Consider the following 18,103-nt stretch of genomic DNA (forward strand, 5'->3'; position numbering starts at 1 on the left):
AACATGCCGCCGGGGCGGAGCGTCAGAGGACCGGGAAGACTGACATGCCGCCGAGGTACTTCTGCAGCGCGGCGGGGACGTTGACGGAGCCGTCCGGGTTCTGGTGGTGTTCCAGGATCGCCACAATCCAGCGGGTGGTGGCCAGGGTGCCGTTCAGCGTGGCCACGGCCCGGGTGCCCTTGGGCGCGCCGTCCTCGTTGAGCACACGTTCGCGGATGTTCAGGCGGCGCGCCTGGAACGTCGTGCAGTTCGACGTCGACGTCAGCTCGCGGTAGGCGCCCTGCGTCGGGACCCAGGCCTCGCAGTCGAACTTGCGGGCCGCGGAATTGCCCAGGTCACCGGCGGCCGTGTCGATCACCCGGTACGGCAGCTCGCACTTGGCCAGCATCTCCTCTTCCCAGGCGAGCAGCCGGGCGTGCTCGGCGGCGGCCTCCTCGACGGTGGTGTAGACGAACATTTCAATCTTGTTGAACTGGTGGACCCGGATGATGCCGCGGGTGTCCTTGCCGTGCGAACCGGCCTCGCGGCGGTAGCAGGAGCTCTGCCCGGCGTAGCGGACGGGCCCCGCGGAGAGGTCCAGGATCTCGTCCGAGTGATAGCCGGCCAGCGCCACCTCCGAGGTGCCCACAAGGTAAAGGTCGTCTTCGGCGAGACGGTAGATCTCGGCGTCGTGCTTGACGTCGAAACCGGTGCCCTGCATGATCTCGGGGCGGACCAGCGTGGGGGTGATCATGGGCACGAAGCCGGCGGCGATGGCCTGCTCCATCGCCATCTGCATCAGCGCCATTTCAAGCCGGGCACCCACGCCGCGCAGGAAGTAGAAGCGTGAACCGGAGACTTTGGCGCCGCGCTCCATGTCGATGGCGCCGATCAGCTCGCCGATCTCCAGGTGGTCGCGGGGTTCAAAGTCGGTGAACTCGCGGGGCGTGCCGACAGTCTTCACCACGATGTAGTCGTCCTCGCCGCCGGCCGGGACGCCGTCCTCGATCAGGTTGGGGATCACCCGGAGCAGTTCCTCGTGCGCGGCCTGCACGACGTCGGCCTCCGCTGAGGCGGCCTTGACCGAAGCCGCAAGGACCTTGACCTCGGCGAGCAGCGCCTGCTTCTCCTCGCCCTTGGCCTGCGCGACTTTCTTGCCGTAGGCGTTCTGCTCGGCCCTGAGGTTCTCGAAGCGGATCAGCGCCGCGCGCCGGGCCGAGTCCGCTGCGATGATCGCGTCCACCACGGAGTCATCGGCGCCGCGGGCGCGCTGGCTGGCCCGGAACTTGCCCGGATTTTCGCTGAGGTCTTTTACGTCGATCACGGGACAAGACTATCCAATCCGGCAGCCAACACCGGCAATCCGGGGCCGGGTAACGGCGGGATAGTGTTGGAGCACCATGAGCGACTGGCTGCTGTACCTCATCATCGCGGGAGTCCTGGCCTTTGCCGCCTCCAGCTGGTGGGGGGTGCGCCGGCTGAAGGCCCGGCACGTCCGCAGCGCGGTCTGGGAAGAAACGCACAGTCCCGGGCTGGGGCGGCAGAAAGTCGCCGTGGTCCTGAACCCGATCAAAGCCAAATCGGCCGAGGCGCGGGCACTCATCGAGGATGCGTGCCTCGAGGCCGGGTGGGAACGGCCCCGCTTCTTTGACACCACGGCCGAGGACCCCGGATTCTCGCAGGCCCGGGAAGCCCTGGGCTACGGGGCCGACGTCGTCCTGGCGGGCGGCGGCGACGGCACCGTGCGCGTCGTGGCGGAAGTCCTCGCGGGCTCGGACACCGCCATGGGCCTGATCCCGCTGGGAACCGGCAACCTGCTGGCCCGCAACGTCCATCTGGACGTGTACGACCTGCCCGGCAATGTACAGACGGCCCTGTTCGGGCACCAGCGCTTCATCGATACGGCGCGCATGAGGGTGGAGAATTCACGGACCGGAGGGTCCACCGAACACACCTTCCTGGTGATCGCGGGCATCGGCATGGATGCCGAAGTCGTCGGCGACACGAACGACGGGCTGAAGAAGGCCGTCGGCTGGCTGGCCTACACCGAGGCCGGCGTCCGGCACCTGCCCGGGCGCCGCAAGAAGGTCTCCATTGCGCTGGACGACCAGCCCGAGCAGACCCGGAAGATCCGCAGCGTGCTGTTCGCGAACTGCGGGCTGATCCCCGGCGGAATCGATTTCATCCCGCAGGCCATGATCGATGACGGCATGCTGGACGTGGTGGTGATGAGCCCGCGCAGCGCGATCGGCTGGCTGGCGATGTACTGGAAGATCCTGCTGAAGCACAAGAGAAACTTGCCGGTGATGAGCTACTACCGCTCCGGCAAGATCACCATCCGGTGTGCGGAGCCCATGCCCACCCAGCTCGACGGCGACCCCTCCGGCGAAGCCACAAGGGTCACCATCCAGGTGGCACCGGGCTCGCTGCTGATCCGCGTGAAGGACGGCACCGAAACGGACTAGGCGCTGGCCGCCTTCTTCACAGCTTCATTCTTCGCATCGGCGGACTTCTTCGCTTCCGCGGCGGCCTTGGCGGCGCGGGCCTCGGACTGCTCACGGATCATCGCCTGTTCCTCTTCGAAGCGCAGCCGGTCCGCACGGTCGGCGTCGTCGCCGTCCCAGTCCTGGTTTTCAGCAGTCGGCTTGGGATTGACAATCATTCCCTGGCCGTCATTTTCTGTGCTGGTGCCTGACATGACCCGCTCCCTCCGGTAGAGGTTATCCCCAATGGATCAGGCAAGCATACGCACAGTTTCCGGGGGGCGGAAGTGCCGCGGATGCCATTCGGCTACGCTGTGGGCGAAGCTTCCGGCACATATTCCGGGGCCACCGATGTGCCGGCGAGAATATCTTTGACCCACGCATGCGCGGACCGGAATGCCTGGTCCGAAGTATGCGGCGCCACGTTCGTCCGGTGGCCGTCGGCGCGGCCGTAGGAACCCAGGAACCGGGTCGCCGGGCTGATCCGGTGCAGGCCCGCGAGGGCGTCCGCCACCCTGGCATCGGCAGCATGGCCGTCGGCGTCGATGCTGAAGAAGTAGTGGCCCAGGTACTGGCCGGTGGGCCGCGATTCAATCCGGCTCAGGTTCACGCCACGGGTGGCGAACTGGTCCAGGATCTCCATCAGCGCGCCCGGACGGTCCCTGGGCAGCGGCACCACCACGGTGGTCTTGTCGGAGCCGGTCCGCCCGGGCAGGGCGCCCGGCCGGCCCACGAGCACGAAGCGGGTGACGGCGCCGGGGTTGTCGCCGATGTTTTCCGCCAGCACGGCCAGGCCGGGCTGCTCGGTGGCCACGATCGGGGCGCAAATCGCGGCGTCATAGTGGGCACCGTCCTCCAGCAGCCCCATCGCCGCCGCCGCCGTGGAGGAACCCGGAATGTATTCCACGCCGGGAATATGCGCGTCAACCCACAGCCGGCACTGGGCCCAGGCGTGGCCGTGGGTGGAGATGCGGCGGATATCCCCGATCCGCACGCCCGGCCTGGCCACGAGGACAAAGCTGATCGGCACGAGGGCCTCGCGGAGGATCCGCAGCTCCGGACCGGTGGCGATGGCGTCCAGGGTCGCCGTCACGCCGCCCTCGACGGAATTTTCGATCGGCACCATGGCCGCGTCCGCCGAACCGTCCCGGACCTTGTCCAGCGCCGTGTTCACATTCGAGGAGGGGATGCGGATGGCGTCCGCCGCGTCCGGGACCTGCATCAGTGCCGCCTCGGTGAAGGTGCCTTCCGGCCCGAGGAAGGTGTACGTGACGGTTGCTGCGGGCATCGGCTCTTCTTTCTTTGGTTACAGGATGACGGGCTTGAGTCCGTTGTCGGACACCAGCGGCATTCCGTTTTCAAGCCATTGGTCCATGCCGCCGGCCACGTTCACTGCGGAGTACCCCTGGCCCACGAGCCACTGGGCGCCGCGGAAGGACCGGCCGCCGGTGCGGCAGATGACGTAGAGGTCCTCATCCGGATCGAGGTCGCCGATGCGGGCCGGAAGCTGGTCCAGGGGAATATGCAGGGCGCCCTCGGCGTGCCCCGCGACCCATTCGTAGTCCTCACGGACGTCCAGGATCTTGGCCCCGTCAGGGACCTCGGATACTTTCACGGTTTCGGTGTCGCTCATGGAAGTCCTTTCCGGGAAATCTGGGTTCTGCCTCCAGCGTATCGCCAGCTGCCGCGCCGGGCCCTAACGACCGGCACGTTACGCTTCAGGAATTCAGCACAGTTATCAGTACGGTGATCAGCACAGTGAGGGGAGATCTGATGGCAGCGGAGCGGCACGCCATGCTTGAGCCGACCCGCCGCCCCCGGACATGCCCTCCCCTTGCCGCCAGGGCTGGACATGATGCCACTATGTCCACCCGCGGGGCCGAGGACTGGGCATGTCCCCCGGTGCGGGGCGCCGCGGGGGAACGCCCGGAGCGCTTCCTTGGCTGAGATCCACGAGCTCTCGGCCGTCCAATTGCGCGATGCCCTGCGCTCGGGCGAACTCTCGGCGCGGCAGGCGGCCGGACACTACCTGGAGCGGATCGACGCCGGAAACCCGCACCTTGGCGCGTTCATCACGGTCACGGCGGAGCAGGCCCTGCAGGATGCTGCCGCGGCCGACGAGTCCCATGCCCGTGCCGCCCGGGCCGGAACCCGGACCGGGGACGGGACCGGCCTGCCGCTGCTGCACGGCATGCCGGTCGCCTTCAAGGACCTGACGGACGTCGCCGGTGTCGTCACCACCCACGGCAGTGCCGCCCTTGAGCGCAGGCCCGCGCTGGCCGACGGCGCCCTGGCCGCCGCGCTCAAGGGTGCCGGCGCCGTATCGCTGGGCAAGACGCAGGTTCCGGAGTTCGGGCTGACGGCGTACAGCGAAAACCGGATCGCGCCTCCCTCGCGCAACCCGTACGCGCTCAGCCGCAGTTCGGGAGGCTCCTCGGGCGGCAGCGCTGCCGCTGTGGCGGCGGGTCTGGTGCCGTTCGCGCCCGGGAGCGACGGCGGCGGATCGGTCCGCATTCCGGCCGCGGCCTGCGGCCTGGTGGGGCTGAAACCGGGCCGGGGACTGGTGCCCGCGGGGGAAAGCACCGGAGATCCGGCCGGGCTGGTGGTCGCGGGTCCGCTGGCCCGCTCCGCCGCGGATGCCGCCCTGCTGCTTGATGCGCTCGTGCCCGGGACGCCCGGGATTCCCGGGATTCCCGGGACGCCTGCGCCGGGCTACCTTGAACAGACCACCCGGGAACCGCACCGGCTCCGGATCGGGGTCAGCCTGGACAGCCCGTGGCAGAAAACCTTCCCCTTTGTCCCGGACGGCGCGGCGCTCGATGCCCTGGCCGAAGGCATCAGGCTGCTGGAAGCGGCCGGCCACGAAACCACGGAAGCGGCCATCCGCTACGACAACCGCTACCCGGACGCGTTCACCACGGCCTGGACCGCCGGCGTCGGAAGCGCCCGGATCGCTCCGCAGCGAGAGGCGCTGCTGACCCCGCTGACGCGGACTTTCCGGCGGCGTGCGCAGCTGCGCAGCCCGGCCAGGCTCGGCGACGCGCTCGGGTTCCTGCACCAGTTCCAGCGGGACACGATCGCCCAGTACTCCGCCTGGGACCTCATCCTGACGCCCGCGCTGGCGCAGGCCCCCCGCCCGGTGGGCTGGTTCACCGGGGCGGCCCACGGCGGCGGCTACTGGCCGGCGGCCGAGTGGATGGGAGACGCCGACGACGACTACCGCAAGCAGTGTGAATACGCGCCGTGGTCCTCGATGGTGAACGTGTGCGGGCTGCCGGCGATCAGCCTCCCGGTGCACTGGACCGGAGGCGTGAAGGGCGCCGGGCTGCCGATGGGCATCCAGCTGGTCGGGCGGATGGGGTCCGAGGCGCTGCTGCTGCAGCTGGCCGCCCGGCTGGGTTTCTAGCGTGCCCGAAGCTACCCGCCAGCCTGGCCCCGCCCGCCTTGCGCCCGCCAGCGGCCTCCGGACATGCCCTCCCGTGGCGGCCGCCGCCGGGCATAATGCCACCATGCCCATCAGCGGGGCCAAGGACTGGGCATGTCCCCCCGGGTGGGGGCGTTCAGCGGCTCACGGGATCGGCGGCGCCGAGCAATCCGAGCTCCGCGCGCCGCGGCATGCCCTTCAGTCCCAGGGGACCAGGCACGCGAAGGCGCCGGTCTGCACTGCCGTCAGGAGCCGCCCCCGTCGTTCCTACACCCGGTAGCCGCTGTACCTTGCGCTGCCGGCGACGAGCAGGGACAAGAACACAATGGCCAGGACCGTGAGTGCGATCGCCACGTAGCCCAGGACAAGGCCCGCGATGGCCATGCCCCGGCCGCTCGGCTCCCGCATCAGTGCCATGTGCCCCAGCACGACGGCGGCGATCTGCGGCAGGAGGAAGAACCCGAACCCGAGAAACGTGGCAACGCCGCAGCACAGGCTGGCGATGCTCAGGCCCTTGGGCGCGGGCGGCATGCCGTAGTAGGCCGGCTGGCCGTAGCCGTTGTACGGGCTGCCCGGCTGGCCGTACCGCTGGCCGTACTGCTGGCCGTGCTGCTCGCCGGGGCCGCCATACGGCGGCTGGCCCGGGGGGCCGTACGGGACACCGTATGCGGTGCCGTAGGGGCTGGCGGGCTGGCCGTAGCCGGCCGCCGGCTGTTCGTACTGTTCGTGCTGCCGGCCGTAGTCCGGCTCCTGGAACTGCGGCGCTGCCTGCGGAGCCTGTGCGGGCGGAGCCTGCGCGGCCGGAACCCCTGATCCCTGCAGCGGAAGATCCGACGGCGGCCGGTGGCCGCCCGGCGCCTGGTCCCCTGCTGCGTTGTCGTCGCCGGAATTACTGCCGGAATGCGGCTGATCGGTCATCGAAATCCCCTTGGAGTCGGTGGGTCAAGACTACCGCCGCCGGGCCCCGGCGGGCAGGAAATTCTCCGTCACAGGAACCGCATTCAGGCCAAATCGTGCTGCGGTTCGCCGTCGTCTGGCATGCTGGTGCCATGGCTAGCCGCGCGGGCACTGTTGCCCAACCCCAAGATCTTGTTGACCTCACTGCGCTCCTGGATGCGTATTACGACGTTTCGCCGGACCTCGGCGACCCCGGGCAACGGGTGGCGTTCGGCACCTCGGGGCACCGGGGCACGAGCCTGAAGGCGTCCTTCAACGAACCGCACATCCTCGCGATCACCCAGGCGATCGTGGAATACCGTGCGGGCCAGGGCATCACCGGCCCCCTGTACCTTGCCAAGGACACCCATGCGCTGAGCGAACCGGCCCAGAACTCGGCCCTGGAGGTGCTCGCGGCCAACGGCGTGCACGTGCTGATCGACGCCCGCCACGGCTACACCCCCACCCCGGCCCTGAGCCACGCCATCCTCACGCACAACAACAACTCTCCGGCCGGGGCACCGCAGGCCGACGGCATTGTGGTCACCCCCAGCCACAACCCGCCCGGCGACGGCGGCTTCAAGTACAACCCCCCGCACGGCGGACCCGCGGACTCGGACGCGACCGGCTGGATCGCCAACCGCGCCAATGAGCTCCTCGAGAACGGGCTGCGCGGCGTCAAGCGGATCCCCATCGCCGACGCCCTCAGCGCCGGCACCACCGGCAAGTTCGACTTCCTCAGCAGCTATGTGGACGACCTCCCCTCGGTGCTGGACCTCAACGCCATCCGCGAGGCCGGCGTCCGGATCGGCGCGGACCCCATGGGCGGCGCCTCCGTGGACTACTGGGGCGAAATCGGCGAACGCCACCACCTGGACCTGACCGTCGTGAACCCCACCGTGGACCCGCAGTGGGCCTTCATGACCCTGGACTGGGACGAGAAGATCCGGATGGACTGCTCTTCACCCTCGGCGATGGCGTCGCTGATCAACCGGATGTCCGACGCCGGTTCCGGCAAGACGGCGTTCGACATCGCGACCGGCAACGACGCCGACGCGGACCGCCACGGCATTGTGACGCCTTTTGTTGATGGACAGGGCGGGCTGATGAACCCTAACCACTACCTGGCCGTCGCGATCGATTACCTCTACCGCCACCGGACCGGCTGGAATCCGCAGTCAGTGATCGGCAAGACCCTGGTGTCCTCCTCGATCATCGACCGCGTGGCCGAAAGCCTGGGCCGCAAGCTCGTGGAGGTCCCGGTCGGCTTCAAGTGGTTCGTTCCCGGGCTCCTTTCCGGCGAAGGGGCCTTCGGCGGCGAGGAATCCGCGGGCGCTTCGTTCAACAGGAAGGACGGCAGCGTCTGGACCACGGACAAGGACGGCATCCTGCTGGCGCTGCTGGCGTCCGAGATCACCGCGGTGACCGGCAAGTCGCCGTCGCAGCTTTACAAGGGCCTCACCGACCAGTTCGGCGACCCGGTCTACGCCCGGATCGATGCCGCGGCCACGCGGGAGCAGAAGGCGGCGCTCGGCAAGCTCTCGGCGTCGGACGTCACCGCCACGGAACTGGCAGGCGAGACCATCACGGCCAAGCTGACCGAAGCACCCGGCAACGGCGCGGCCATCGGCGGGCTGAAGGTGGTCACCGAGAACGCCTGGTTCGCGGCCCGGCCCTCCGGTACCGAAGACGTCTACAAGATCTACGCCGAGTCCTTCAAGGGCGCGGAGCACCTCAAGCAGGTCCAGGCCGAGGCCAAGGCGCTGGTGGACGGGGTCATTTCCTGACGCCGCGGGCTGACGCCACCCCGCGGGCGGACCCCGTTCAGGCTGTTTTGTCCTCGAGGAGACTCGTGGCCAGCACCGCGCGGTTCCGCCCGAGGGTTTTCGCCCGGTAGAGGGCCGCGTCCGCGGACGTCGCCAGCGCCGCAAGGTCCGCGCGGCCGGCAGCCGTCGAGGCGATGCCGTAGCTAACGGTGGGCAGGCGCGGAATCACCTCTGGCCGGCGGGAATGGAGCCGGCGGCTGATGTCGGCAGCGATTTCGCTGGCGCGCTCGGGCCTCACACCCGGCAGGAGCAGGATGAATTCCTCCCCGCCGTAGCGGCCCACGAGGTCGGTGGAGCGCACCGTGGCCGTGCAGGCGTCCGCGAAGGCCTGCAGTGCGGTGTCTCCCGCGGAGTGCCCGAACTCGTCATTGATGGTCTTGAAATGGTCCAGGTCGGCCAGGATGAGCGATGTGGGCGTCCTGGCCAGGTTGAGCCGGCGCAGTTCGACCGCGGCGAGGTCCATGAAGGCCGTGCGGTTGAGCAGCCCGGTCAGGCCGTCCAAGGTGGCGCGGGAGCGGAGGTCCTGCGTCTGCTGCTCGTAGCTCAGCTCGGCCATGGTGAAGGACGCGACCACCAGGATCACGGCCGAAAAGACAGTGGTGGTCACCGATCCGAAGACGGAGCCGAACACCGGACCCGCGGGCCCGTCGGTGACGAAGGCGATGAACCGGCCGAAATAGTACACGGCAAGGATCCCCGAGCCGACGGCGAGCGTGCGGTGCGCGTGCGAAAAGTCGCGGTCCAGCACGAACAGCTCCCTGCAGCCCAGTCCGATCAGCGTGCCCATGAAGACGAGGTACGCGGGCCCGCCCGCCCAGATGTTGGTGGCCGGGTGGTCCAGCACGGACGCCACGGCGGTGATCGCGGGAGCGACGGCGAGGACCCAGCTGCGCGGAGCGGCGGTCCGCAGCGAACGGGCGCCGGCCCAGATGCTGGCCGCTCCCGACACAAGCAGCACGTTGCCCGAGGGGTTGGCCCACACCTGGTGGACCGTGCCGTCCAGCAGATACGCGGCGTTGCCCGCCAGGAAAAGCAGCAGGGCCACGCACCACCAGCCACTGTATGCGGAACGCGTCCGCCGGTAGGTGACGAAGTAGAAGAGCAGCAGAAGTGTCAGGTCGACCACAGCCAACGCCACACGAAGCGTCGATGTGTCCAGCAGCATGTCGTGACCCCCGGTCCACAATCAATGGCCCGATTCCAATCGACCCAGCATCGCAATTGACCTCAGTATGGCACCCCGGCCACCAACCATGGCGCCGGTTCACGATGTCACCTATCCGCATCTGGACCGCCTGCAGGGCGATGATGAGTGCATCGCGGTCATTCATAAGGGGGCTTCCTAATAAAGCGGCGTTCGTGATATAACACGAAAAACGGCGCGGGAAGACCTCCCCGCGCGGGACCGGTCCCAGCCTCCTGATCGAATGGCAGCGCATACTTTGGATATTCTCCACCGGATCCAAGCCGGACTGGCGGTAATGAAAACGTTCATTCTCCAGTTCCTGGTCGCCTTCGCCGTCCGGCCGCCGCTCACGAAGTTGAAGCGCAGAACCCCGGCCCAGCCGGTGCATCAAGAGGGTCTCGACCCTCCGGTGAAGCTCGGCAGCACCAACAAAGCACCCGGCCAGTCCTCACCGGTTGCGGGTGCCAGCATTTCCAAAATCTTCTACGACATGCTCGTCCCGTCATTGCTGCGGTTCGTCTTCGGACGACATCCGGTGAGCGCGCCGCCGGCTGCGATCATCGCGTCCCAGCACGGCACCGTCATGGCGAACATCAGCCCCGTGACGGCCTCGTCTGTGAAGAGCCTGATACTGGGCTCTTTCGGCGGCCCGTCTCCCTCCAGGCAGTTCGCAGCGCCGCGGACGCCTCCAAGGCACCGGTCAGCATCAAAGCGTCCTGCCCGGTACCGGTCAGGTGGTCCATCAAGGGCACCCGATCGGACGCACTATTCCAACCTATGAGATCCAAGGAGACGTCATGCTCACCGCCGAACAAATCGATCGCCTGCTCAGCCAAGGCGCAAATGTCCTTTCGGAGGACGGAGAAAAGATCGGCTCCATCGGCCAGGTCTTCGTGGACAACGATGACGGACAGCCCAGCTGGATGACCGTCAGGACGGGTTTGTTCGGAATGTCCGAATCCTTCGTGCCCCTTCAAGGTGCTCGGACAGAGGGCAATGACATTGTCGTCACGTACAGCAAAAACCAGGTCAAGGACGCGCCCCGGATCGACGCCGATCGGCCCCTGGAGCCTGCCGAGGAAGGCCGGCTCTACCAGCACTACCAGCTCGACAGCGGACGCACCTACACCGAAGCGGCTACAGATAACGCAGCTTCCACCGCCGCCCCCGGCACGGACAGATACGACGCACCCGACGCCACCCGCACCACCGGACAACGCGACGCCACCGCGCCCACCACGGACGACGCCATGACCCCCACTGGACAACGCGACACCACCGAAACCGACCGCAACGACGCACCCGACGCCACTGGCACGGACCGCACCGGCGCACGGGACGCCACGGGCGCCACCGGATACGACACCACAGCGCCCATCGGACAACGCGACGCCACCGGATACGACGCCCCCGCGCCCACCACGGACGACGCCATGACCCCCACCGGACAACGCGACACCACCGAAACCGACCGCAACGACGCACCCGACGCCACCGGCACGGACCGCACCGGCGCACGGGACGCCACGGGCGCCACCGGATACGACACCACAGCGCCCATCGGACAACGCGACGCCACCGGATACGACACCACCCGCACCACCGGACAACGCGACACCGCCGGAACCGACCGCAACGACGCACCCGACGCCACCCGCACCACCGGACAACGCGACACCACCGAAACCGACCGCAACGACGCTCCCGACGCCACCGGCACGGACCGCACCGGCGCACGGGACGCCACGGGCGCCACCGGATACGACACCACAGCGCCCATCGGACAACGCGACGCCACCGCGCCCACCGGACAACGCGACGCCACAGCGCCCACTACGGACGACGCCATGACCCAGCCCCAGACGCGCCCGGACATCGGTGCCGAACAGCCGGCCCCCGGCCGGCCACGCCTGCGTAAATACGTCACCACGGAAAACGTCACCAGGACGGTGCCAGTGCAGCGCGAAGAAGTCCGAATCGAGCGAGAACCGATCACGGAGGAAAACCGCAGCGAGGCGATGAACGGTCCGGACAAAGACGACGAGCGCGAGGTCATCCTCCACGAGGAACGACTCATAGTTACCAAGGAGACCGTCCCGGTCGAACGGGTCCGCATCGGCACCGAAACGGTCACCGATGAGGTCACAGTCAATGAGGAAGTCCGCAAAGAACACATCGACACCGAAGGACCCGAAGAGAGCCGCGGCTAACACGAGCTCCGAATACAGTTCTGGCCCGCTGAGTGCGCGAACGGTATTGGCGGCTGGCTGGTTGCCTGGAGCCGTTCTCCACGCTAGTGTTGTGACTCGCATCACTCAAAACTGAAAAAGCCTATGATCCGCGGCGGGAGAGTCCTGCCGGTACATTCAGCAGGCGCCGTAGGAGCAAATCCTCCCCAGGAATCTCTCAGGCCCATGTACCGCCGCGGCGAGGCAACTCTGGAAAGCAGCCCGGGCAACCGGGCTCACCGACGGTGCAAGCGGCACCTGCGACAGCAGGACGCGGAAACTCTCAGGTCCAATTACAGAGCGGGGAGGAACCCGAATCATCGTGGCACCTTGGCGCCACTTGAACAATGGAGTTCCTCATGACGATTCATCCTCCCCCTTCCATGATTGTTGAAACCCCCCATCTTGAGCGGCAGCTCAGTAACCGGCATATCCAGCTGATCGCCATTGGCGGCGCGATCGGCACCGGCCTGTTCATGGGCTCCGGCAAGACCATCTCGGCCGCCGGCCCGTCCGTCATCTTCGTGTACATGATCATCGGCTTCATGCTGTTCTTCGTCATGCGGGCCATGGGCGAACTCCTGCTGTCCAACCTGCACTACAAGTCCTTCAGCGACTTCGCCGCGGACCTCCTGGGCCCGTGGGCCGGGTTCTTCACCGGCTGGACCTACTGGTTCTGCTGGGTGATCACCGGCATCGCGGACGTCATCGCCATCGCCGGCTACTCCCAGGAACTCTGGCCGGGGCTGCCGCTGTGGATCCCGGGCCTGGTCACCATTGGCATCCTCCTGCTCCTGAACCTCGCCACGGTGAGGGCGTTCGGTGAGACCGAGTTCTGGTTCGCCCTCATCAAGATCATCGCCATCGCCGCACTGATCATTGTGGGCCTGTTCATGATCTTCAGCGGTTTCCAGTCCGACGCCGGCCCGGCCACCTTCTCGAACCTGTGGAGCCACGGCGGTTTCTTCCCCAACGAATTCATGGGTTTTGTTGCCGGCTTCCAGATCGCCGTGTTCGCCTTTGTAGGCATCGAACTGGTGGGCACCACCGCCGCCGAGGCCAAGGACCCGGAGAAGAACCTGCCCAAGGCCATCAACTCCATCCCCATCCGCGTGCTGCTCTTCTACGTCGGCGCCCTCATCATCCTGATGTCCGTCACCCCCTGGACCCAGTTCCAGGCCGGCCACAGCCCGTTCATCGCCATGTTCTCCCTCGCCGGCCTCGGCGCCGCGGCCACCATCGTGAACCTGGTGGTCCTGTCCTCGGCCATGTCCTCGGCCAACTCCGGCATCTACTCCACCTCCCGCATGGTCTACGGCCTGGCCCAGGAGGGCGACGCCCCCGGCGTGTTCAGCCGCCTCTCCCGCCGCAAGGTCCCGCAGAACGCCCTGTTCCTCTCCTGCGTCCTGCTGCTCTCCGGCGTCATCCTGATGTACGCGGGCTCGGACATCGGCAAGGCCTTCGACATGGTCACCACCGTGTCCGCCGTCTGCTTCGTCTTCGTCTGGTCCATGATCCTGGCCAGCTACCTGAAGTTCCGTTCCCGCCGCCCGCACCTGCACGAGGCCTCCAAGTACAAAATGCCCGGCGGCATCCCCATGGTCTGGGTGGTCTTCGCGTTCTTCGCCTTCGTCCTCTGGGCGCTGACCACGCAGCCGGACACCCTCGTGGCGCTCCTGGTCACCCCGGTCTGGTTCATCGTGCTCGGCGCCGCCTGGCTCGTCCTGCGCAAACGCCCGTCCCACCTGGCCCGCTACGCGACGTTCCAGGACGAGCTCCAGTCGGACAAAAATGCTGCCACGGAGCTCCTCAGCAAAGGTGCGTCGGTCGGACAATGAGGACCGAACCCGACCGCATCCAACTGAACGGCATTTGATCGCCCGGAGGCGGTGAGGACGGCGTTTCACCCGGGCCGAATATTCCTTGTCGCCCCCTGGCTGGCGCGTCGTTCCAGGCGATGTCCGGTTTGCCGGCCCGGGTGTAGTCGTACTCGATGGGGTGGGCCGCGATCAGGTCCTTGCCGCCGGGAACATCGCGGCCGAAGCGGCGCACGGCGGCGATCAGCTGCGTGACGGTGTCCTGCCGTGCGACCCGCGTCATCCAGGACCGTCGAGTCAAGTGCCCTGCGGTTGCGGCCCTTGAGCACCCCGGTGGTGGTCACGACTTCGGTGACCGCGTCCATGATCCGGTGCTGGTTCACACTTGCCGCCAGGCGCTTGCGCCAGTAGGCGCCCAGCCGTCCACAGGACGGTTTAGCCCCGGTGGAGCGGGCACGTACGATCCGCAGGAATCTCAATGATGTTGTCAACGGATGTTGGCGTGCCTTCCGGGTGCCCCCGGCAGGTTCATGGCCGGGGCACCCGTTCGCCATCAACACCTGAGCGCTGGCGAACAACGCCTGGGACCCGTATCCCTAAATTTTTTTGAACCTCTTGCTCTCCATGCTGGCCGGGCTCCAAGGCGCTATCCTGCTTATCGCCGCCAAGCGCAAGGACGCGGTCGCCGCGGCGATAGCGCAGCACGACTACGACACCAACGTGAAGCAAAAGAAGAGATCGAGCTTTTGATGGACCTCAACAACCAGCAACTGGAAATCCTGCACGAGCCAAGAAGGCTGGCGACCGCGGAAGGCCTTGACCTGGACCGCGGAAGGCCTTGACCTGGACCGCGGGCCGGGCGCCTGACACGCCTTAGCCTCCCAGTATCCGCGCACTTCACCGGGGACGGGGCACAACGCAGAGGTCGGTGGATCTCACCGCCGGTGTCTGGCACTGGATCAGCATCGGGGCCGACTGGCTATCACAGCCTCGCCATAGGGAATCGGTGCCCTGTTCCCATGTGGGGAGCCCATGATCAGGGTATGAGCGCATGGAGAAGAAAAATAGTTCCCGGGCTGGCAGCCGTCGCGGCGTTTCTCCTGGTCGCAGCCGGCGTGGCCGGAATCGATGAAATGGCCAACGCCAAAATACCGGGTCTGGCCACCGGAACCGTCCAGACAACGACCATGAACACCGAGCCGGGGCTTGAGCATGTCCTTCTGGCTGGCCTGAACCAGGGCACACTTCCCGGTGGTTTCCCGAATGATGAACCCCGGGAAGAGAAGTACGACGAAAACTATCTTGAAACACTCCACTTCCAGCCACGTCCCCCGGCCTGAGAACACCGGACCACCAGGAGGCCATCGATACCGGAACGAAGAACGTCATGAGCCACTTCAAGAGCTACTGGTACTACAGCACCGCGCTGGCCATCACTTGGGCTATGGTCCTGACGCTGGTTCTCAGTCTCGGATGGGTTTCAACCACGATCGCGAGCTAAATCTATCCCCCTCCTGCGCGCTGGGCCCCTCCCAGGAATCCTGGCTAGGAATCCTCAGCTGCAGCGCTCCCGGAACGCTCCGTCACTGCTCGAAATCGCGGTCGCTCATCGGGCTGCTGAAGCCTGGCCAGTTGTGGCCAGGGCCGTTTGACGTTCCTGACCCACGCGGGAATGAGGCCCACTGCTGGTCCCCGATCAGACTGCGATACCAGGGCAAAGTGGGCTCGTGTCTGATTGACATTCTCAGAAGTCCACGCTTCGCCCCCGCCGAGACGATTTGTAGACCGGTTCCGGGTGGTCAGCACGTTGTGGACACTGAGTCCGTCGATGCCGATCGCGCGCGCTGATGGAGTTAGGGAGGGCCCGCCCGGATACCTGCGTAAACGCCGGAACAGTGATCAGTTTCCAGCTGGAGGAGCAGCAGTGGAGCCTCGCACTTGCAGTGTTGCGGGGACGAGGTGGATCCTCTGGAGCTGCACAGGGGCTTCCATCCGCTCAATGAGGTATTTCGCGGATTGCACGCCAATGGCGAAGTTTCCGTTGTCGACGGATGTCAAAGACAGGTGCCGGATGCGGGAGAGGTACGTGTTGTCGTAGCCGACGACGGAAAGATCGGCCGGAACACTCAGCCCCTGATCCGCGGCTGCCGAAAGAGTGCCGATCGCAGCAATGTCGTTGAAGGCGAAGACCGCTGTAGGCCTGCGTTCCTGTGTCAGGAGTCGGCGGGTGGCCGCGTACCCGCTCTCCTCGCTCATCCCGCCTGTCTCTGCGAATTCGTCCGGATCAAGCCCGGCATCCTGCATCGCCTCGCGGAATCCGGCGAGGCGAAGCTCGCCGATCCGGCCTGGCCCGCTCAGATGCGCGATGTGCCGGTGGCCCAAGTCGATGAGGTGCTGTGTTGCCGCGCGGGCACCGGCTTCATCGTCGTTGACTACGACGTCGACGCCGGGAAGGTTCGGGTCGCGGGTTCCGGCGAGAATTACCGGGATGGTTTCGGCAGCGGTCTGGATGGCATCGGATTCGGTTGTCGTACCGACCACCACGAGCCCGTCGATGCCCTGCCGGAGCATCGCGTCCACCGAGTCCCTGCCGATGCGCCGGTCCGTGTAGCTGTCAACCAGGACCGGCGACAGTCCCGCAGCATGCAGGGTGGCGGCCAGGCCCTCGAGCAGGTCCACGAACCAGGGATTGCGCAAATCGTTCAGGAGAACGCCGACGGTGTCGCTCTTAGTGCGCGAGAGTCCCCGGGCGTGGGCATTGGGCCGGTACCCGAGATCGGCGATTGCCTCGAGGACCACCCGCCGGCGTGTGTCGCTGACGTGCGGCGCGTCCCGAAGGACGAGCGAAACCAAGGATTTGGACACCTGCGCGCGTTCGGCGACGTCGCGGATCGTCGGCTGCCGCAGTGACCGTGCGTCATTGTCCGTTTCAGGCATTCGTTCTCCTCATGTCGAATCCAGTCTAGGGGTTGCGCCCGGGTTCCCCATGACTCAATATGGAACGGTCTACATTTGTCCAAACTGCGGTAAGGAACGAAGTAATGGTTGAACCAGGCAGGCTCCGCCTCAGGGCAGGAATGGTCGGTGGCGGCGCCGGTGCCGACATCGGCAAGACACACCGCTTCGGGATGCGGCTCGATGACCGTTACTCGCTGGAAGCTGGCGTCTTCGGGCGGGATTCCGGGCAGGCGGCACGCGTCGCGAGCAGCCTGGGTGTTTCACCGGAGCGCACGTACGCGGACTACGAGCAGATGGCCGAGGCGGAGTCAGCGCACCCGGAGGGGATCGACCTCGCCGTTGTCGCCACCCCGAATGACAGCCACTTCCCTATCGCGAAGGCGTTCCTGGAGCAGGGAATCTCCGTCGTGTGCGAGAAGCCGCTCACCGGCGATTCGGCTACGGCCGCCGAGCTCGTGCGCATCGCGGCGGAGAACGACGCGATCCTCGCCGTGCCGCATTGTTACTCCGCCTACGCCATGGTCCGCCAGGCCAGCAGGATGGTCCGCGACGGTGCGCTCGGCCGCATCACCTTCGTCGACGTCGAGCACGCCTCCGGGTGGGCGGCGACACCGCTGGAACTCTCCGGGCACAAGCAGGCTGCCTGGCGCACAGACCCGGACGTTGCCGGATTCCCCAGCGTGGTGGCGGACCTCGGCACACACGCCTATCACCTGGCCCGCTACATCACTGGCCTTGAAGCGGAAGAAATCTCCGGGCAGCTGCACACCGTCGTCCCCGGGCGCACGGTCTTCGACAACGCCACGGTATCGCTCCGGCTCAACAGCGGAGTCCCGGGGCGTGTCTGGGCCAGCATGGCCGCGACGGGACACAACCACGGCCTGCGCATCCGCATATTCGGTGACGCCGGGAGCCTGGAATGGCAGCACGAGGATCCCCATCACCTGTCGGTGCAGGACCTCGAGGGCACGACGACCATCCTGACGCATGGCCTCAGCACTCTGTCCGATGATGCTGCCCGGCTCACCCGCGTCGGCCTCGGCCACCCCGAGGGCTTCCTCGAGGCATTCGCGAACTTCTATCGTGATCTCGCCGATGAACTCACGGCACGACGTGACCGCACGGCAAGCACAATCCGCGAGTTGTCCTTTCCGACCGGCATCGACGGGCTCATCGGCGTGCAGTTCGTCGAAGCTGTCGCCGCATCCCACGCGAACAACGGCGCCTGGACCGTCCCGGCCAGCGCAACCAGCCAGGAGGCCTGAC

Annotated in this window: 15 protein-coding genes, 1 pseudogene and 1 riboswitch; of the genes and pseudogenes, 8 read left to right on the forward strand and 8 right to left on the reverse strand. The window is 66.9% G+C overall.

The features are described 5' to 3' along the window. Positions 1–22: 22 nt before the first annotated feature. Positions 23–1,303, reverse strand: a complete 1,281-nt coding sequence (serS, locus tag ACQCSZ_RS19580; protein ID WP_427005327.1) for a serine--tRNA ligase — start codon at positions 1,301–1,303, stop codon at positions 23–25. A gap of 76 nt (positions 1,304–1,379) precedes the next feature. Between serS and ACQCSZ_RS19585 the strand changes: the two genes are divergently transcribed. Then, positions 1,380–2,444: a diacylglycerol/lipid kinase family protein gene (locus ACQCSZ_RS19585; protein ID WP_427005328.1), complete on the forward strand. Its 1,065-nt coding sequence runs from the start codon at positions 1,380–1,382 to the stop codon at positions 2,442–2,444. On the opposite strand, the gene ACQCSZ_RS19590 is transcribed toward ACQCSZ_RS19585, so the two are convergent. The 3 genes from ACQCSZ_RS19590 to ACQCSZ_RS19600 all read right to left on the reverse strand — a co-directional run bounded on the left by ACQCSZ_RS19590 (position 2,441) and on the right by ACQCSZ_RS19600 (position 4,095). Further along, positions 2,441–2,677 (reverse strand): hypothetical protein, encoded by a 237-nt coding sequence (locus tag ACQCSZ_RS19590; protein ID WP_427005329.1) that lies wholly within the window; start codon positions 2,675–2,677, stop codon positions 2,441–2,443. The genes ACQCSZ_RS19585 and ACQCSZ_RS19590 overlap by 4 nt on opposite strands. Before the next feature lie 92 nt (positions 2,678–2,769). Then, positions 2,770–3,750, reverse strand: coding sequence for a prephenate dehydratase (gene pheA, locus ACQCSZ_RS19595; protein WP_427005330.1), 981 nt, complete (start codon positions 3,748–3,750; stop codon positions 2,770–2,772). An 18-nt stretch (positions 3,751–3,768) separates the two neighbouring features. Next, entirely contained in the window at positions 3,769–4,095 is a 327-nt protein-coding gene (locus tag ACQCSZ_RS19600; RefSeq protein WP_427005331.1) for a rhodanese-like domain-containing protein, read from the reverse strand. 306 nt (positions 4,096–4,401) lie between these two features. On the opposite strand from ACQCSZ_RS19600, the gene ACQCSZ_RS19605 reads away from it, so the two are divergent. Further along, positions 4,402–5,868, forward strand: coding sequence for an amidase (locus tag ACQCSZ_RS19605; RefSeq protein WP_427005332.1), 1,467 nt, complete (start codon positions 4,402–4,404; stop codon positions 5,866–5,868). A gap of 285 nt (positions 5,869–6,153) precedes the next feature. On the opposite strand, the gene ACQCSZ_RS19610 is transcribed toward ACQCSZ_RS19605, so the two are convergent. Beyond that, positions 6,154–6,804, reverse strand: a complete 651-nt coding sequence (locus ACQCSZ_RS19610) for a DUF4190 domain-containing protein (protein WP_427005333.1) — start codon at positions 6,802–6,804, stop codon at positions 6,154–6,156. A 131-nt stretch (positions 6,805–6,935) separates the two neighbouring features. On the opposite strand from ACQCSZ_RS19610, the gene pgm reads away from it, so the two are divergent. Beyond that, positions 6,936–8,609 (forward strand): phosphoglucomutase (alpha-D-glucose-1,6-bisphosphate-dependent), encoded by a 1,674-nt coding sequence (pgm, locus tag ACQCSZ_RS19615; RefSeq protein WP_427005334.1) that lies wholly within the window; start codon positions 6,936–6,938, stop codon positions 8,607–8,609. A gap of 37 nt (positions 8,610–8,646) precedes the next feature. On the opposite strand, the gene ACQCSZ_RS19620 is transcribed toward pgm, so the two are convergent. Continuing rightward, positions 8,647–9,813, reverse strand: a complete 1,167-nt coding sequence (locus ACQCSZ_RS19620; protein WP_427005335.1) for a GGDEF domain-containing protein — start codon at positions 9,811–9,813, stop codon at positions 8,647–8,649. 818 nt (positions 9,814–10,631) lie between these two features. On the opposite strand from ACQCSZ_RS19620, the gene ACQCSZ_RS19625 reads away from it, so the two are divergent. Next, on the forward strand, positions 10,632–12,044 hold the full coding sequence (locus ACQCSZ_RS19625) for a DUF2382 domain-containing protein (RefSeq protein WP_427005336.1): 1,413 nt from the start codon (positions 10,632–10,634) through the stop codon (positions 12,042–12,044). 124 nt (positions 12,045–12,168) lie between these two features. Further along, positions 12,169–12,266, forward strand: a riboswitch (glycine riboswitch). A 155-nt stretch (positions 12,267–12,421) separates the two neighbouring features. Beyond that, positions 12,422–13,900 (forward strand): D-serine/D-alanine/glycine transporter, encoded by a 1,479-nt coding sequence (cycA, locus tag ACQCSZ_RS19630; protein ID WP_427005337.1) that lies wholly within the window; start codon positions 12,422–12,424, stop codon positions 13,898–13,900. Positions 13,901–13,994: 94 nt separating this feature from the next. Here the strand turns inward: cycA and ACQCSZ_RS19635 are convergent. Next, a pseudogene (locus ACQCSZ_RS19635) lies at positions 13,995–14,289 on the reverse strand (IS5/IS1182 family transposase); the annotation flags it as partial. Between the two features lie 196 nt (positions 14,290–14,485). On the opposite strand from ACQCSZ_RS19635, the gene ACQCSZ_RS19640 reads away from it, so the two are divergent. Then, positions 14,486–14,629, forward strand: a complete 144-nt coding sequence (locus ACQCSZ_RS19640) for a hypothetical protein (RefSeq protein ID WP_427005338.1) — start codon at positions 14,486–14,488, stop codon at positions 14,627–14,629. A 293-nt stretch (positions 14,630–14,922) separates the two neighbouring features. Then, complete coding sequence (locus ACQCSZ_RS19645; RefSeq protein WP_426976396.1) at positions 14,923–15,219, forward strand: hypothetical protein; 297 nt, start codon at positions 14,923–14,925, stop codon at positions 15,217–15,219. A 559-nt stretch (positions 15,220–15,778) separates the two neighbouring features. Here the strand turns inward: ACQCSZ_RS19645 and ACQCSZ_RS19650 are convergent. Next, entirely contained in the window at positions 15,779–16,816 is a 1,038-nt protein-coding gene (locus ACQCSZ_RS19650) for a LacI family DNA-binding transcriptional regulator (RefSeq protein ID WP_426976395.1), read from the reverse strand. 104 nt (positions 16,817–16,920) lie between these two features. Here ACQCSZ_RS19650 and ACQCSZ_RS19655 point away from each other — a divergent pair, with 104 nt between their 5' ends. After that, on the forward strand, positions 16,921–18,102 hold the full coding sequence (locus ACQCSZ_RS19655; protein WP_427005339.1) for a Gfo/Idh/MocA family protein: 1,182 nt from the start codon (positions 16,921–16,923) through the stop codon (positions 18,100–18,102). The last annotated feature ends 1 nt before the right edge of the window (position 18,103 follow it).

The sequence above is a fragment of the Pseudarthrobacter sp. H2 genome, from assembly GCF_050157045.1.
GTDB lineage: Bacteria > Actinomycetota > Actinomycetes > Actinomycetales > Micrococcaceae > Arthrobacter.

Bases quoted from the DNA above. Each gene is read 5' to 3' on its own strand.
- ACQCSZ_RS19585 (WP_427005328.1), top strand. From the start codon at position 1,380: ATGAGCGACTGGCTGCTGTACCTCATCATCGCGGGAGTCCTGGCCTTT.
- ACQCSZ_RS19590 (WP_427005329.1), bottom strand. From the start codon at position 2,677: ATGTCAGGCACCAGCACAGAAAATGACGGCCAGGGAATGATTGTCAAT.
- pheA (WP_427005330.1), bottom strand. From the start codon at position 3,750: ATGCCCGCAGCAACCGTCACGTACACCTTCCTCGGGCCGGAAGGCACC.
- ACQCSZ_RS19600 (WP_427005331.1), bottom strand. From the start codon at position 4,095: ATGAGCGACACCGAAACCGTGAAAGTATCCGAGGTCCCTGACGGGGCC.
- ACQCSZ_RS19610 (WP_427005333.1), bottom strand. From the start codon at position 6,804: ATGACCGATCAGCCGCATTCCGGCAGTAATTCCGGCGACGACAACGCA.
- pgm (WP_427005334.1), top strand. From the start codon at position 6,936: ATGGCTAGCCGCGCGGGCACTGTTGCCCAACCCCAAGATCTTGTTGAC.
- ACQCSZ_RS19620 (WP_427005335.1), bottom strand. From the start codon at position 9,813: ATGCTGCTGGACACATCGACGCTTCGTGTGGCGTTGGCTGTGGTCGAC.
- ACQCSZ_RS19625 (WP_427005336.1), top strand. From the start codon at position 10,632: ATGCTCACCGCCGAACAAATCGATCGCCTGCTCAGCCAAGGCGCAAAT.
- cycA (WP_427005337.1), top strand. From the start codon at position 12,422: ATGACGATTCATCCTCCCCCTTCCATGATTGTTGAAACCCCCCATCTT.
- ACQCSZ_RS19645 (WP_426976396.1), top strand. From the start codon at position 14,923: ATGAGCGCATGGAGAAGAAAAATAGTTCCCGGGCTGGCAGCCGTCGCG.
- ACQCSZ_RS19650 (WP_426976395.1), bottom strand. From the start codon at position 16,816: ATGCCTGAAACGGACAATGACGCACGGTCACTGCGGCAGCCGACGATC.
- ACQCSZ_RS19655 (WP_427005339.1), top strand. From the start codon at position 16,921: ATGGTTGAACCAGGCAGGCTCCGCCTCAGGGCAGGAATGGTCGGTGGC.